This window comes from Iodobacter sp. CM08 (assembly GCF_033446605.1).
Taxonomy (GTDB): domain Bacteria; phylum Pseudomonadota; class Gammaproteobacteria; order Burkholderiales; family Chitinibacteraceae; genus Iodobacter.
Genome location: NZ_JAWQUO010000009.1, coordinates 100,550 through 116,713, shown reverse-complemented (window position 1 = coordinate 116,713; position 16,164 = coordinate 100,550). Strand labels below are relative to the sequence as shown.

General features: G+C 48.6%; 12 protein-coding genes and 3 tRNA genes. 10 read left to right on the top strand and 5 right to left on the bottom strand.

The window, feature by feature from the left end; all coding sequences use genetic code 11:
• Nucleotides 1–43: 43 nt before the first annotated feature.
• The 4 genes from R6242_RS06820 to R6242_RS06805 all read right to left on the bottom strand — a co-directional run bounded on the left by R6242_RS06820 (nucleotide 44) and on the right by R6242_RS06805 (nucleotide 909).
• Nucleotides 44–511, bottom strand: coding sequence for a DUF3617 domain-containing protein (locus tag R6242_RS06820; protein ID WP_318425413.1), 468 nt, complete (start codon nucleotides 509–511; stop codon nucleotides 44–46).
• A 125-nt stretch (nucleotides 512–636) separates the two neighbouring features.
• Nucleotides 637–712 (bottom strand) — tRNA-Lys (locus tag R6242_RS06815).
• A 28-nt stretch (nucleotides 713–740) separates the two neighbouring features.
• Nucleotides 741–816, bottom strand: a tRNA-Lys gene (locus R6242_RS06810).
• A gap of 17 nt (nucleotides 817–833) precedes the next feature.
• Nucleotides 834–909: transfer RNA gene (locus tag R6242_RS06805), tRNA-Lys, on the bottom strand.
• A gap of 283 nt (nucleotides 910–1,192) precedes the next feature.
• On the opposite strand from R6242_RS06805, the gene gloA reads away from it, so the two are divergent.
• The 10 genes from gloA (at nucleotide 1,193) to udp (ending at nucleotide 14,361) form a co-directional block, all read left to right on the top strand.
• Nucleotides 1,193–1,573, top strand: a complete 381-nt coding sequence (gene gloA, locus R6242_RS06800) for a lactoylglutathione lyase (protein WP_293937527.1) — start codon at nucleotides 1,193–1,195, stop codon at nucleotides 1,571–1,573.
• Complete coding sequence (locus tag R6242_RS06795; RefSeq protein ID WP_318425409.1) at nucleotides 1,570–2,973, top strand: sodium:proton antiporter; 1,404 nt, start codon at nucleotides 1,570–1,572, stop codon at nucleotides 2,971–2,973. Before gloA ends, R6242_RS06795 begins: the two co-directional genes overlap by 4 nt.
• 539 nt (nucleotides 2,974–3,512) lie before the next feature.
• Nucleotides 3,513–5,912 carry a phosphoketolase family protein gene (locus tag R6242_RS06790; protein ID WP_318425406.1) on the top strand — a complete coding sequence of 800 codons (2,400 nt, stop codon included), beginning with the start codon at nucleotides 3,513–3,515 and terminating at the stop codon, nucleotides 5,910–5,912.
• A 541-nt stretch (nucleotides 5,913–6,453) separates the two neighbouring features.
• On the top strand, nucleotides 6,454–7,254 hold the full coding sequence (locus R6242_RS06785; protein ID WP_318425404.1) for an inositol monophosphatase family protein: 801 nt from the start codon (nucleotides 6,454–6,456) through the stop codon (nucleotides 7,252–7,254).
• 469 nt (nucleotides 7,255–7,723) lie between these two features.
• The gene (locus R6242_RS06780) at nucleotides 7,724–9,001 is read left to right on the top strand and encodes a NupC/NupG family nucleoside CNT transporter (RefSeq protein WP_318425401.1); all 1,278 of its coding nucleotides are present in this window, start codon (nucleotides 7,724–7,726) and stop codon (nucleotides 8,999–9,001) included.
• Between the two features lie 308 nt (nucleotides 9,002–9,309).
• Nucleotides 9,310–10,086: a deoxyribose-phosphate aldolase gene (gene deoC, locus R6242_RS06775; protein WP_318425398.1), complete on the top strand. Its 777-nt coding sequence runs from the start codon at nucleotides 9,310–9,312 to the stop codon at nucleotides 10,084–10,086.
• A 109-nt stretch (nucleotides 10,087–10,195) separates the two neighbouring features.
• Entirely contained in the window at nucleotides 10,196–11,506 is a 1,311-nt protein-coding gene (deoA, locus tag R6242_RS06770; RefSeq protein WP_318425395.1) for a thymidine phosphorylase, read from the top strand.
• A 175-nt stretch (nucleotides 11,507–11,681) separates the two neighbouring features.
• On the top strand, nucleotides 11,682–12,896 hold the full coding sequence (locus tag R6242_RS06765; RefSeq protein WP_318425392.1) for a phosphopentomutase: 1,215 nt from the start codon (nucleotides 11,682–11,684) through the stop codon (nucleotides 12,894–12,896).
• An 89-nt stretch (nucleotides 12,897–12,985) separates the two neighbouring features.
• Nucleotides 12,986–13,414 carry a cytidine deaminase gene (locus tag R6242_RS06760; protein WP_046353666.1) on the top strand — a complete coding sequence of 143 codons (429 nt, stop codon included), beginning with the start codon at nucleotides 12,986–12,988 and terminating at the stop codon, nucleotides 13,412–13,414.
• Between the two features lie 185 nt (nucleotides 13,415–13,599).
• Nucleotides 13,600–14,361: a uridine phosphorylase gene (gene udp / locus R6242_RS06755; RefSeq protein WP_318425387.1), complete on the top strand. Its 762-nt coding sequence runs from the start codon at nucleotides 13,600–13,602 to the stop codon at nucleotides 14,359–14,361.
• 197 nt (nucleotides 14,362–14,558) lie between these two features.
• Here udp and ilvA read toward each other — a convergent pair whose 3' ends face one another.
• Nucleotides 14,559–16,103, bottom strand: a complete 1,545-nt coding sequence (gene ilvA / locus R6242_RS06750) for a threonine ammonia-lyase, biosynthetic (protein WP_293935032.1) — start codon at nucleotides 16,101–16,103, stop codon at nucleotides 14,559–14,561.
• Nucleotides 16,104–16,164: the final 61 nt, after the last annotated feature.

Sequence of the window (16,164 nt, the reverse complement as noted above, 5' to 3'; positions counted from 1 at the left end):
GCATGCCGTGCCCCTACTTAAATAGGGAGGCGTAACGGCCTCCCTATTTGCATTCTCCTAAGCGCCGCGCACTGCCTTTTAGCGCCATGCTTTTGCCTTGGGCTTGAATCTGATGCTCGTATTGGTAGCTATCTCTGGCGGGGCTAAATTGAATCACGCTGTGGATGGTGGCGGCGTGTGGCTGTCGGCATTGCATATCCATGCTGACGGTATTACCACTATTGCTTACCTTGGGTGGCTCGCAGTTTTGTGAGGGCTTTTGCCCCATTTGCTGCCAGCTCCCCATTTTTTCTTTTGATAAACAGAGTGACATCGTGATCGTCCCAGCCTTCGGGTCGAAATGCATGCTAGGTTGCTGCATTTGCTTGATTTGCTCGGGCTTCATTTTACTAAACATGGCTTTTTGCTCAGCGGGCATTTCGCTAACGACTTCCCACTGGCCAGCTTGCGGCATAAGCTCAGCAGCGGGGCTGAAGGCGCTGAGCAAGGTTAAGGCATATAAGACACGCATAGCAGAGCTTCCAACACAGTGATGCACCGTTATAGACCGGTGGTGGCGTATTGGCAGGCGATGGAGATGGCTGGATGGCGCAAACAAAAAGCCCAATCCGAAGACTGGGCTTTTTGATGAATGCTTGGTGGGTCGTGCGGGATTCGAACCTGCGACAAATGGATTAAAAGTCCACTGCTCTACCAACTGAGCTAACGACCCATATAGGGGTAAGGCAACTGTATTTAACTGGTGGGCTGTGACAGATTCGAACTGTCGACCTACGGATTAAGAGTCCGCTGCTCTACCAGCTGAGCTAACAGCCCTGCAAATATTGTGTGATTGGTGGGTCGTGCGGGATTCGAACCTGCGACAAATGGATTAAAAGTCCACTGCTCTACCAACTGAGCTAACGACCCGCTCACACTTCAGAGAGGTCGCATTATAAGGATAATTTAATTTGTGTCAAGCCCCTTACATCCTAAATTTAGCTTACCCCCAGCAGTTCATCGCTTAACTACTGATTTTTATAACTATTTATTTACAAGAAGTTTAGATTGATTGGCGCTGAATTTGCCCAATTGATCTATTGCAAAATAAGAATATTTTTTATAAAAACCGTGAATTTATGCAAACCCTTGAATGCAGCAAGCGAATAGAAACACGGTAAACTTAGGTTTTTCTATGATATGGACAATCGTCATGCGCTTGCTACATACCATGCTCCGCGTGGGCAATTTGGAACTTTCTATCAAGTTTTATACCGAAGTACTGGGTATGCGTTTATTACGCAGCAAAGACTTCCCTGAGGGGCGTTTTACCTTGGCATTTTTGGGTTATAACGACGAAGCCAGCGCTACGGTATTAGAATTGACTCATAACTGGGATACCACGCAATACGATTTGGGCAACGCTTATGGGCATATCGCGATTGAAATCGACGATATTTACGCCTGTTGTGAAGATGTTCGTCAAAAGGGTGGCAAGGTTGTGCGCGAGCCAGGCCCTATGAAGCATGGCAGCACGGTGATTGCCTTTGTTGAAGATCCTGATGGTTACAAAATAGAATTTATTCAAAAATGAAAAAAATCCTCTTTGCAGTTTTAAGTGCGTTGCCAGCCTTTGCGCTGGCCGCTGATTTTAATGGTGCAGATTTAAGCTTGGCTTGGGCGCTGCCTTTTGTGGGTATTTTGCTCTCTATTGCGCTATTCCCCTTATTTGCGCCGCACTTTTGGCATTTACACTTTGGTAAAATAACAGCGTTTTGGGCCGCGTGTTTTTTGCTGCCTTTTACCGCGGTGTTTGGCGTGTCTACCTCGCTGGGGGTGATCGCTCATGCCATGATTGATGAGTACATTCCCTTTATCCTGATTCTATTTGCCTTGTACACCATATCTGGTGGCATTTTGGTTTGGGGTAATTTACATGGCTCCCCCAAGTTAAATACTGGGATCTTGGCTTTAGGCACTGTGCTTGCTTCCATTATGGGAACTACTGGTGCGGCTATGCTGCTTATTCGCCCTTTGATTAAGGCAAATGATAATCGCAAGCATAATGTACACGTGGTGGTGTTCTTTATTTTCTTAGTGGCAAATATTGGCGGTGGTTTAACTCCATTGGGCGATCCGCCTTTATTTCTTGGCTTTTTAAAAGGCGTTGATTTTTTCTGGACCTTTAGCCATATGTTGCCCTTGGTGGCCTTTGCCGCAGGCGTATTGCTAACGGTATTTTATTTTATCGATAGCTATTACTTTAAAAAGGAAGGCGTATTGCCGCGTGACCCAACTAAAGACACGCCGATTAAAATTCATGGCAAGTTCAATTTCTTTTTAATTGCCGCTGTTGTGGCTAGCGTGGTGATGTCGGGTATTTGGAAACCAGGTATTTCTTGGCATATTGCAGGCACTGAGCTGGCGATCCAAGATTTAATGCGTGATTTACTACTGCTAACCATTGCCTTGGTTTCATTAAAATTTACGCCAAAACCAATACGTGCGGGCAATGATTTTAACTGGGGCCCTATCTTAGAAGTGGCTAAGCTTTTTGCTGGCATCTTTATTGTGATGGCGCCTGCAATTGCTATCTTGCGGGCGGGCGAGGCTGGGCACTTAGCGCCTTTAGTTAATACTGTTTCAAATGCCAGTGGTGGTCCGGTTGACTATATGTATTTTTGGATGACCGGCTTGTTATCGGCATTTTTAGATAATGCACCAACTTATTTAGTGTTCTTTAATTTGGCGCATGGTGATGCGGCCCATATGATGGGGCCAATGGCATCCACTTTATTGGCTATTTCAGCAGGTGCGGTGTTTATGGGCGCGCTTAGTTATATTGGTAATGCGCCTAATTTTATGGTGAAAGCGGTAGCGGAAGATCGTGGTATTAAAATGCCAAGCTTCTTTGGTTATATGGCTTGGTCTTGCGCGATATTATTACCGTTATTTATAGTGATGACTTTGGTGTTTTTTAACCATTCATTTTAAATTAACATTCATGTTTTATGATTGAAAATGGGCACTTGCTTGGCAAGTGCCCATTTTTTCGTCTTTATATTACTAATTTATAGGCGATAAATATTTGCGGCCTGAAATAAGTAGAGCGCTATTTGCGCCGAAGGCTTGATGTTGCAAGCTAAGAGTAGATTGCAACACGTAATCTTGGCTATTTAGCAATGCTTTTTTATGATTTTTTCTTTGTATGTAAGTTAGTGTAAAGTGTGACGTTAGTCTTTCGGGCGTGATGATGGGATGAATTAGCTCTAAATGATTTTTGGCGAAGTGATAAATATTTATTAGTCAAAAAGGTAAAGCATTGACCTTAGTCAGATGTTTGAAATGAAGCTCTGTGTATAGTCGTTTGTGAAGAAGCTAGAACAACCATTGGCTTTAACAGGTGGGCAAGGAATAAGTGTCAAAAAGTTAACAAATGGGAACGTACAGTGATGACAAAGGTCTAGCTTAGGTGCTCATTTAAATGCTTGATAAAAAGATTTTCCGATCAGCAATTCTAGACGAGGTGTTACGTGACTCAACCGCTATCTCTTGCACAAATCGACAAAATGCACGCTTACTGGCGTGCGGCTAACTACCTTTCTGTTGGCCAAATCTATTTACTAGATAACCCGCTTCTTACCGAACAACTGAAGTTTGCTCACATCAAGCCACGCCTGTTGGGCCACTGGGGCACGACGCCCGGTCTGAATTTTATTTATGTTCACGCCAATCGCATTATTAAACAACGTAAAAGCCCGATGATTTATATCACCGGCCCTGGCCATGGCGGCCCAGGTTTGGTGGCAAATACGTATTTGGAAGGCAGCTACGAAGAATTCTATCCACATATCGACCGCACTGCTGCCGGTATGCAGCGCCTGTTTAAGCAATTCTCCTTCCCACGCGGTATTCCTTCGCACGTTGCCCCAGAAACGCCAGGCTCGATGCATGAGGGCGGCGAGTTGGGTTATTCGCTTTCACACGCTTTTGGCGCAGCTTTTGATAATCCAACACAAACCGTGATTGCGGTGGTGGGCGATGGCGAGGCAGAAACTGGCCCACTGGCGGCTTCTTGGCACTCTAATAAATACCTGCACCCAGTGAATGATGGCTTTGTGCTGCCGATCTTGCATTTGAATGGCTATAAAATTGCCAATCCAACCCTGCTGTCCCGTATTAGCCACGAAGAAATCACCAAAATGTTTGAGGGCTTTGGCTACAAACCGCATTTTGTTGAGCTAAAAACCGAAACATTCAATGAAAAGAATGAATCGTTTACCGAGATCCACCAAAAAATGGCTGCCACCATGGATCTGTGTATGGCCGAGCTGGATGCGATTCGTGCTAAGGCGCAGGCTGAAATGGATGCCGGCCAGCCTATTGTTCGCCCACGTTATCCAATGATTGTGATGCGTACCCCTAAGGGCTGGACTGGCCCGAAAGAAATTAAGGGTAAGAAGGTTGAGGATTACTGGCGCAGCCATCAAGTGCCGTTCTCTGATATCGATGAAGAAAACGTCCACAACTTAGAAAACTGGATGAAGAGCTATCGTCCAGAAGAATTGTTTGATGCTAACGGCACATTTAAGGCCGAGCTGGCCGAGCTAGCCCCTGAAGGCTTGCTGCGTATGGGTTCTAACCCCGTGGTGCACGGCCAAGAGTCTAAAGATCTGCGCATGCCAGATTTCCGCAAATATGCGGTGACGTTTGACAAGCCAGGTACTGTAAATGCCGAAGCCACTCGCGTAATGGGTAAATTCCTGCGCGATGTGATGGTAGAAAACGAAGAGCAAAAGAATTTCCGCATCTTTGGGCCGGATGAAACCGCGTCTAACCGCTGGAATGATGTGTTTGATGTATCTGGCAAAACTTGGTTTGCTGATTACCTAGAAGCCGATAAAAACAACGACTTCTTGGCGCAAGATGGCCGCGTGATGGAGATCTTGTCGGAGCACACCTGCCAAGGCTGGCTGGAAGCGTACAACTTAACCGGTCGTCACGGCTTCTTTAGCTGCTACGAAGCGTTTATCCATGTGATTGATTCGATGTTTAACCAGCACGCAAAATGGCTGAAAACAACCCGCAGCATCAACTGGCGTAAACCGTTGCCATCGCTCAATTACCTGCTCACATCGCACGTATGGCGTCAGGATCACAACGGTTTCTCACATCAAGATCCAGGTTTCCTTGATCATGTGATCAACAAACGTGCCGAAGTGATCCGCGTTTACCTGCCAGCAGATGCCAACACCCTGCTTAGCGTAACCGATCATGTATTACGCAGCCGTCACTATGTAAACGTAGTGGTTGCAGGTAAGCAGCCAGCGCTGCAATACCTGACCATGGATCAAGCCATTACCCATTGCACTAAGGGTCTGGGGATTTGGGACTGGGCGTCTAACGATCAAGGCGGCGAGCCAGATGTAGTGATGGCTTGCGCGGGTGAAGTACCGACCATGGAAGCTTTGGCTGCAACTGATTTGCTGCGCCAGCACTTCCCTGATCTGAAAATCCGCTTTGTAAACGTCTGCGATTTGATGACCTTGCAGCCAGAAGAAGAGCACTCACACGGCTTATCAGATCGTGAGTTTGATTCGCTGTTTACTACCGATAAGCCGGTGATGTTTGCCTTCCACGGCTACCCATGGCTGATTCACCGCCTAACCTACCGCCGCAATGGTCATAGCAATATCCATGCGCGTGGTTATATCGAAGAAGGCTCAACCTCTACCCCGTTTGATATGGTGGTGGTGAATAAGCTGGATCGTTACAACCTAGCCATTGATGTGATTGACCGTGTACCGCAGCTACAAAAAATTGGCGCGCATGTTCGTCAAAAACTGTCGGATAAATTGGTAGAACACGGCCAATATATTGCTGAGCACGGCGACGATATGCCAGAAGTTAAAAACTGGAAGTGGCCTTATTAATTAGCGGTGTTTAGCTGATTAAAACCCACAAAAACCGCTTTCCTGATGGGGGAGCGGTTTTTTTATGGTTGGGATCTTTTGTAGGGCGGGTGAAACCCTATGCGTATTAAGCAGATTTTTTTCATTAGCAAACAGCGAAAAAGCATAACAACGACGCACTTTGCATAGGGCTTTTTAAAGTCCCCTTGAAACACGCCGGAGCGAGGAACAAGCGGGGCGGGGTTTCGGCCAGGGAGCGAGGCAGCGAGCCAATCCCGCCTGCCGCCGACTCGATTGTCCGCAGCGTAGGGGCTTTCGTGTTTCGTGGGGTCGCCTTCTTTGGCTTCGTTTCTTGGCGAAGCAAGAAAGGAAGGCCCCGCGGTGGCTAACCGCTCCAAAATCAACGTGCCGAAGGCACTAATAAAAAAGGTCTTTTTGACTTTGCTTAGCGCGCAAGTGTGCTTTCACCCTTCCTACACTTATTCCCCAGCGTTTTTTTATGTGCACATGCAACAAAGTCATCTTACTGTCTTACAATGGGGGGTAAACAAGGGAGAAAGCTGTGAGCGATTTTGAGCGTTTATCTGATCTGGTGGCTTTGGCTCGCCGTGTGGCTACAGAAGAAATTATGCCGCGTTTCCAGCTGGTGGCGTCAAGCCGTAAACAGGATGGCAGCCTCTTTACCGAGGCCGATATGGCATCGCAAGCGGCTTTGCAGCGTGAGCTCCCTAAAATTGTAAATTGCCCTGTGCTGGGCGAGGAAATGAGCGTAGCCGAGCAAAAAGCACTGTGGGAAAATCATGCGGATGGCTTGTGGATTGTTGATCCCATTGATGGCACAACCAATTTTGTGCACGGCTTGCCGCATTTTTCGGTGTCTATCGCCTTATTTCGCCAAGGGCGGCCGGTGTTGGGCGTGGTGTATGTGCCCGCTTTGGATGAGTGCTTTTCAGCTGCCGCAGGTTATGGTGCGTGGATGAATGGGCGATCTTTACCGCTACGCAGCGAAATACCCAAGTCTTTGTGTGAGGCGGTAGCGGCAGTGGAGCCTAAGTATTTAGGCGGACGCTTGCCAGCACGGGTGGTGAGCGTGGCCCCTTTTAGCAGCCTGCGTAATTACGGCTCGTCCACCATAGACTGGTGTTGGCTGGCGGCAGGGCGCACTGATTTAATGCTGCATGGCTCACAAAAATTATGGGATTACGCTGCTGGTGTATTGATATTACTGGAATCTGGCGGGCAAATCGCCAGTATTCATCATGATAATTATTGGCAAGATCATATCTGGCAAAGATCGGTAGTGGCAGCGCGTTGCCCATCCTTATTTAAGCCTTGGCTGGAATGGGTTAAAAATAATCGTTGAATTAGATTTAATCAGGATATTGAATTTAATTCATTCGTTTTTTAAATGGTACGTTGCAGTTTGCTTTGGTCTAAAAACATAGGGCGTATTTAATCGCTCGAAAAAAGGCGCTAGCTGCAAAGCTTGCGCCTTTTTTGATATCTCTCAAATAAAACAGCAAATCCTGTTGCTTACGAATTTTGAAAACATACAACAGAGAAAATTGATTTTTCACTAGTAATGGGTAGATAAATTTAGTTTTCTGCATGAAAAACCTTAATATCTGTCTCTTTTTTAGAAAACAAGCCATTTCGCTTACATAAGTTGATTTGCTAAACATTCATTCTGTTTTTTGGTGTCGACATATAAGTGAAACACCTTATTTCTTCAAATATTGCCAAGCCTATATTGCAGGCTGAGTGAAAACCCGTAAAAAACAAGCCGCAGCGCACGCTAAATAAAGCGGTACGTGAAATTTCAGGAGACGAAGATGTTTGAAGTTGGACGCAGCCTAATCGGTATCGCTGTTCTATTGTTGATTGCTTTTGCGCTTTCAATGAATCGAAAAGCAATTAAACCACGCATTATTATTGCCGCATTATTAACCCAGATTTCTATTGGTGCAATTGTGCTGTTTATCCCTCTTGGTAAAGATATTTTACTGAGTGTGGCTAATGCTGTGAATCATGTATTGGAATATGGCAATCATGGTATCTCCTTTTTATTCGGCGGTTTAGTCGATAAAAAAATGTTTGAGGTATTTGGCAACGGCGGATTTGTGTTTGCATTCCGCGTGTTACCGATGATTATTTTTATGACCTCATTTATTTCAGTGCTTTACTACCTTGGTGTGATGCGCTGGATCGTGACCATTCTAGGGACCATCTTCCAAAAGCTGTTGGGCGTAAGCAAGCTGGAATCTTTTTCAGCCGTAACGACCATTTTCTTGGGCCAAAGCGAAATGCCAGCGGTGGTTAAGCCGTTTATGAAAACCATGAGCGGCCCCGAGCTGTTTGCGGTGATGTCTAGCGGTATGGCTGCAATTGCAGGCTCGGTATTGGCGGGTTATGCCGGTCTTGGCGTACGTATGGAATACCTGATTGCCGCTTCCTTTATGGCGATTCCAGGTGGTTTGTTATTTGCCAAAATCATTTGCCCAAGCACTGAAGAGAGTACGGTAGAAATTAAAGACCTGACTTTTGATGACGAGCGCCCAGCTAATTTGATCGAAGCGGGTGCGGCAGGTGCATCGGTGGGTCTGAAGATTGCACTGAATGTAGGCGCGATGTTGTTGGCGTTTATTGGCTTGATTGCGCTGGTCAATGGCTTGGTTGCTGGTGTGGGCGGCTTGTTTGGCCATCCTGAATACAATCTGGAATTGATTCTGGGTTATGTGTTCTCGCCATTGGCTTACTTGATTGGTGTGCCTTGGGAACATGCGGCGCTGGCGGGTAACTTCCTCGGCCAGAAAATGATTCTGAATGAGTTTGTAGCCTTTGTTGGCTTGGCTCCTTACCTTAAAGACGCGGCATCTGTAACGGCAGCGGGTTTGCAGGTATTGGATGCTAAAACACTGGCGATTTTGTCTTTTGCCCTGTGTGGTTTTGCCAATTTCTCATCAATTGCAATTTTGGCCGGTGGTTTTGGCTCGGTAGCCCCAGAGCGCCGTTCCGAAGTAAGCCGTTATGGCTTGCGCGTAGTGGCTGCTGCAACGCTGTCTAATTTGATGAGCGCAACCATTGCTGGTTTGTTTATTAGCATGGCTTAAGTTTTAAAGCCGGCTCTGTTGATTTGTTCCCTTGTGAAGTCAGTCAACAGCGGCGTAGGTTGGGTTAGCTGCTTTGTTGGTCGTTTTGTACCAACAAAGCAGCGTAACCCAACATGCTCAGGCGGCTTCTACGGAAATGTTTTATTCGTAAAGTAATGGCTTGGCTCATATGAATTTCTATTGGGTAGTTTGGTTTAGCTGGGTTGTTGGCGTTTTGCCTATATAAACCAGCTAACCCAACATGCTCAGATCAAGACAACGCTTCATCTTTGAGGCGAACCATCCAAATATTTGTTAAAGGAACAATCATGGCAACTCAAAATCAACTCTGTGCTGCAGCCCTGCGTGGTTTGCATTTAATGGATTTAACCGCGCTGAACGATACAGACACCGTGGCTTCGATTGAAGCTTTGGCTGCATCGGCCAAAACCCCTGTGGGTAATCCGGCTGCGCTCTGTGTTTATGCGCAATTTGTGCCAACTGCAAAAGCGGCATTGGCGGCTCTGGGTTTGAATATCCCCGTGGCAACCGTAACTAATTTCCCAAATGGCGAGCCAACACCGGCTGAAGCTGCGGCTGAAACTGCCGCTGCCATTGCTAATGGTGCAGATGAGGTGGACGTGGTGTTCCCATGGCGTGCCCTGATGGCAGGGGACGAGCAAGTTGGCTTTGATGTGGTTGCGCAAAGCCGCGCAGCCGTTGGCGACAAAATTTTGAAAGTGATTATCGAAAGCGGCGAGCTAAAAACGCCAGCACTGATTCGTAAAGCCAGTGAGATCTCTATTGCCGCAGGCGCGCATTTTATTAAGACCTCTACCGGTAAAGTGCCGGTGAATGCTACGCAAGAAGCCGCAGAAATCATGATTCAGGCGATTAAAGACAGCGGTAAAGCCGTGGGCTTTAAGGCGGCTGGTGGCGTGCGTACCGCTCAAGATGCATTGGAATACCTAGGGATTGCTGATCGCATCATGGGGCCAGATTGGGCTCAGGCGGCGACTTTCCGTTTTGGCGCATCCAGCCTGATGGGCAGCTTGCTGACCACCCTAGGCCACGATGCAGGTGCAACGGCTAAATCGGCGTATTGATGGCTTGGTATTTGTAGGGCGGGTGAAACCCGCGAGTGATGTTGAAAAAAAGCGGGTTTCACCCGCCCTACGATGAATCAATGCTTGTTATGGCATTAAAGAGGTTTATATGTTCTTGCCCCAAGAAATCATCCGTAAAAAGCGTAATGGCGATGTTTTAAGTGGTGATGAAATTCGTTTTTTTGTACGCGGGATAAGCGATCAGAGCATTTCTGAGGGGCAGATCGCTGCCCTTGCGATGGCGGTGTACTTTAAAGGCATGACGCTTGACGAGCGGGTAGCGCTGACCCTTGCGATGCGTGATTCGGGGCAGGTTTTGGATTGGCGCAGCTTAGATTTACCTGGCCCCGTGCTGGATAAACATTCAACCGGCGGCGTGGGCGATTTAGTCTCCCTGCTGCTGGGGCCAATGATTGCGGCTTGTGGTGGTTTTGTGCCAATGATTTCTGGCCGAGGCTTGGGCCACACCGGCGGTACTTTAGATAAGTTTGATGCTATTCCAGGCTACAACACCGAGCCAACGATTGAGCTATTTCGCAAAACCGTACGTGAAGTAGGCGTGGCGATTATCGGTCAGACCGGTGATTTAGCCCCCGCCGATAAGCGCCTTTATGCGATTCGCGATGTAACCGCCACAGTGGAATCGGTGGCGATGATTACCAGCTCGATTCTGTCGAAAAAATTATCGGCAGGGCTGGATGCGCTGGTGATGGATATCAAAGTAGGCAGCGGGGCATTTATGCCAAATCTGGCTGCATCGCGCGAGCTGGCAGACAGCATTGTAGAAGTGGGCAATGGCGCAGGCCTGCCAACCGCCGCGCTGCTCACCGATATGAATGAACCACTCGCCCCCTGTGCGGGTAATGCTATTGAAGTACGCTGTGCCTTGGATTACCTCAGCGGTAAATATCGCCCTGCGCGTTTGCATCAAGTAACAATGGCACTCTGCAGCGAAATGCTGGTGCTGGGTAAGCTGGCGGCGAATGTGGCTGAGGCAGAAAGTAAGTTAATGGCCGCTTTGAATAGTGGCCGTGCAGCAGAAATCTTTGGCCGTATGATTGCTAGCCTTGGTGGGCCAGCTGATTTTATAGAAAAGCCTGATCAATATTTGCCACAGGCCGCGCTACAAATTGCGGTGCCAGCGGCGCAGAATGGTTTTATTGTGGCTATAGATACCCGTGCGCTAGGTATGGCTGTGGTCAGCCTAGGCGGTGGCCGTCGTAAGCCGGGTGATGCACTTGATTACGCGGTAGGGATTACACAAATGATGGGTTTAGGCCAAGAAGTCAGAGTGGGTGAGCCATTGGCGATTGTGCATGCACAAACAAGTCATGCGGCAGAAATGGCCATGCAAGAAATACAGGCTGCGTTTACATACGGTTTAGTTGCCGTTGCCAGTAATCCGATTATTTATGCATAAATAATCGGATTGCAAAGTCGCTCGGCCATGACGAATACAAGGAATGATTGTGCATGGTTTTTCCGTGTAACTCTGTGTCCTCTGTGGTTCAAGATTTGGGTTTTGTTCGCATACCTGAGTTGTTATGTTTATTAATTAATATTTTGACGGGTACACCCGTCCTAAGGAGTCAGCCATGCGTGCCATCTTCCTGATTATGGATTCACTTGGTGTAGGTGCTGCACCCGATGCAGATAAGTTTGGTGATGTAGGCTCCAACACCCTCGGCCATATTGCAGAGCGTTGTTTTAATGGCGAGGCCGATATTGAACGCAGCGGCCCGCTGAAAATTCCTCATCTTGAAGAGCTGGGAATGGGGCTGGCTTGTGGCCTAGCCAGCGGCAAAGTGCCTGCTGGCTTATCTGCCACTATTAAGCCGATTGCGGCTTATGGCGCAGCATTCGAGATTTCATCCGGTAAAGACACGCCATCGGGCCACTGGGAATTAGCCGGTGTGCCGGTTTTGTTTGACTGGGGCTATTTCACTAAAAAAACCGATACTTTCCCGCCAGAGCTGCTGGAAACCTTGGTAAAACGTGCTGGCCTGCCCGGTTATTTGGGCAACTGCCATGCTTCGGGTACCGATATCATTGCCAAGCTGGGTGATGAGCATCGCGCTACGGGCAAGCCGATTTTTTATACCTCGGCCGATTCGGTATTCCAGATTGCTGCGCACGAAGAAAGCTTTGGTTTAGAAAAACTCTACGAGCTATGCCAGATCGCCCATGAAGAAATGCTGCAATACAATATTTGCCGCGTGATTGCCCGTCCGTTTGATGGTGAAACACCTGCCACTTACGCTCGCACTGGCAATCGCCATGATTACGCCGTTGCACCGCCCGCTAAAACGGTATTGGAGAAGCTGACCGATGCAGGTGGTACCGTGGTTTCTATCGGCAAAATTGCGGATATTTATGCGCATTGCGGCATCACCAAGGGTATTAAAGCCAGCGGTTTAACTGCGCTGTGGGATGCCACGCTTAAAGCCACCACGGAAGCGCCGGATAACAGCATTGTGATGACTAATTTTGTGGATTTTGACGAGAAATTTGGCCATCGCCGTGATGTAGCGGGCTATGCCCGTGGCTTGGAATTATTCGATAAGCGCCTGCCAGAAATGCTCGCTCTGCTTAAAGACGACGACATCCTGATTATCTCGGCCGATCATGGCTGCGATCCAACTTGGCCGGGCACCGAACATACCCGCGAGCATGTGCCGGTGTTGGTCTACGGCAAGTGCGTTCCGGCTGGTAGCCTTGGTATTCGCGAATCTTTTGCCGACGTGGGTCAGAGCTTGGCTAACTGGTTCAATCTTTCTTCCTTCCCTGTTGGGAAAGCCTTTTTAGAGTAATTCTCCATATAGAAACCAAGATGTTTTTCTTTGTTTCTTATGGGTTTGGTTTTCCCCGCAAGCGGGGTTGAAATACTTTGGAGATGATGATGACGCGTGAAGAACTCGATGCAAGAGAATTACTCGATCAAGCCCGTATTGCCCGCACTTCAGCCTATGCGCCGTATTCGCGCTTTTTAGTGGGCGCTGCGCTCATTACTAAAGATGGCCGCGTATTTCATGGCTGCAATGTAGAAAACGCTTCGTATGGCCTGTGCAATTGTGCAGAGCGCACGGTGCTATTTAGCGCGGTAGCCAATGGCTATAAGCCGGGTGATTTTTCTGCTATTGCCGTAGTGGGCGATACTCCTGGCCCGATCGCACCATGTGGCGCTTGCCGTCAGGTAATGATAGAAATCGGCACACCCGCGCTGCCGGTAATCTTGGGCAATATGAAAGAAGATATGGAAATCACCACCGCAGGCGATCTGTTGCCGGGTGCTTTTTACCTAGACCCAAAAGATACGCCCGCGCTGTAAATATCAAAATCGTAGGGCGGGTTTCACCCGCCCTACGATTACATCTCAAATTTAAACTCAAACTATAAAATGCAGAATTGATGAGAAGAGGCGTTAATCGGAGAAGAAATTCGTTTTTCTCTGCGAGCCTCCGTGTCCTCTGTGGTTCAAGGTTTGGGTTCGTTTTTTTAATTGAAGGACTCATCATGTCTAAATCAGAAGTTTTCCATTTAGGTCTCGCTAAAAGCGATTTAGCCGGTGCCACTCTGGCGATTGTGCCGGGTGATCCTGCCCGTGTGCAGCGTATTGCTGAAAAAATGGGCAATGCCAAGTTGCTGGCCAGCCATCGTGAATTCACCACCTACCTTGCTGAGCTAGATGGCAAGCCGATTGTGATTTGCTCTACCGGTATTGGCGGCCCTTCTACTTCGATTGCGGTAGAAGAGCTGGCTCAGCTGGGGATCAATACCTTCCTGCGCGTGGGTACAACCGGTGCGATTCAATCGCATATCAATGTGGGCGACGTGCTGGTGACCACCGGTTCGGTTCGTCTGGATGGTGCCAGCTTGCACTTTGCCCCGATGAGCTTCCCTGCTGTGGCTGATTTTGATTGCACTACGGCGCTGGTGAATGCCGCTAAAAAAGCCGGTAAACCACTGCATATCGGCGTAACCGCTTCATCAGATACTTTCTATCCAGGCCAAGAGCGTTACGATACTTGCAGTGGCCGTGTAGTGAGCAGCATGCAAGGTTCGATGAAAGAATGGCAGGCGATGGGCGTGATGAATTACGAAATGGAATCCGCCACGCTACTCACTATGTGCGCAACCCAAGGCTGGCGTGCAGGCATGGTAGCGGGTGTGATCGTAAACCGCACCCAGCAAGAAATCCCAGATGCAGAAGCGATGAAGTTGGCTGAGCATACCGCCGTAGATATCGTGATTGAAGCGGCGCGTAATCTGCTGTAATTAGCTAAGGACTAGGTTCTCTTCCTGCGATGAACTCCCGTCATTCCCGCGTGTATTTATCGGGAATCCAGCTGCGCTACTGGATCCCCGATAAATACATTCGGGGAAGACGGTTTGGTGTTGATACCTCATTGCAGGGGTTATTTCGAGCCACATTCCTTGCAAGAAAAAGGCCGTCATTGTGACGGCCTTTTTGCTTATGCGCTTAGAAATAGGTTATAAGCGGGGTTATCGCTCTCATCCCAGTGCATATAGCCGAGTTTTTGTAGGAAGGCGGCAAAGGCGTCGTCGTCTTGTGGGGGCACTTGAATGCCCACCAAAATCCGCCCGTAATCTGCACCGTGGTTGCGGTAATGGAAGAGGCTGATATTCCACTCGCCACTCATGCCATTTAAAAAGTCGAGTAGAGCGCCTGGGCGTTCCGGAAACTCAAAGCGCATCAGCCGCTCGTTTTGCACATTGGGGGCTTTGCCGCCCACTAGATGGCGAATATGCAGCTTGGCTAGCTCGTTATCGGTAAGATCGACGGCGGCGATTTTTGCGGTAGCCAGCTCGCCAATCAGCTCAATCACTTCACTGCGATCGTTAATCGATAGGCCAACAAACACATGCGCTTCGCTGGCGGTGGAGTAGCGATAGTTAAATTCGGTGATATTGCGCGCACCAATTAGCTTACAGAAAGTACGGAAAGAGCCGGGCTGCTCTGGAATCGTTACCGCCACAATCGCTTCACGCTGTTCGCCCATTTCGGCTTGCTCGGCGATATAGCGCAGGCGGTCAAAATTCATATTTGCGCCAGATGCCACGGCGATCAGGGTGGCGTCTTGCTTGCCTTCACGCTTAGCCCAGGCTTTAAGGCCAGCAATGGCCAGCGCGCCTGCGGGTTCTAAAATCGAGCGATTGTCTTCAAATACATCTTTAATCGCCGCGCACATTGCGTCGGTATCAACCAGAATCACGTCATCCACAAACTGGCGGCATAGGCGGAAAGTCTCTTCCCCAACCTGCTTTACCGCCACGCCATCGGCAAAGATGCCAACCTGCGGCAGGGTAATGCGCTCGCCTAGCTTTAGGCTTAAATACATGGCATTGGCGTCGGTGGGCTCTACACCGATAATTTTAATTTCTGGGCGCAGGCGTTTGATATAGGCCGCCATCCCAGCTAATAAGCCACCACCGCCAACGGGAACAAAAATCGCGTCAATATGATCGGGATACTGGCGCAAGATTTCCATTGCCACCGTGCCTTGGCCAGCGATAACGTCAGGATCATCAAAGGGATGAATCAGCGTAGCGCCGGTTTGCTCGGATAAATTAAGTGCGTGCTGATAGCAATCAGAGTAAGAATCACCAATGAGCACCGCCTCTGCGCCACGGCGCGTCACCGCATCTACCTTGATGCGAGGAGCGGTGGTGGGCATCACAATGGTGGCGCGGCATTTTAAGTATTGCGCGGCCATTGCCACGCCTTGGGCATGGTTGCCCGCAGATGCTGCAACTACGCCGCGTGCTAGCTCGGCATGCGTGAGCTTGACCATTTTGTTATACGCACCGCGAATTTTAAACGAAAACACCGGCTGCATATCTTCGCGCTTAAACAGCACTTTATTGCCGATACGACGCGATAGATTAGGGGCGAACTCTAGCGGAGATTCAATAGCCACGTCGTAGACACGGGCTTTGATGATACTTTCCAGATAATCTTTCGACATAGCTTTAGACGGGTTGGTGAGAGGGATCATTGATTCTACCGCTGAAACTGCTAAATGGGCGGTGGATGAGGGAAGATTTAATCAGCACGTT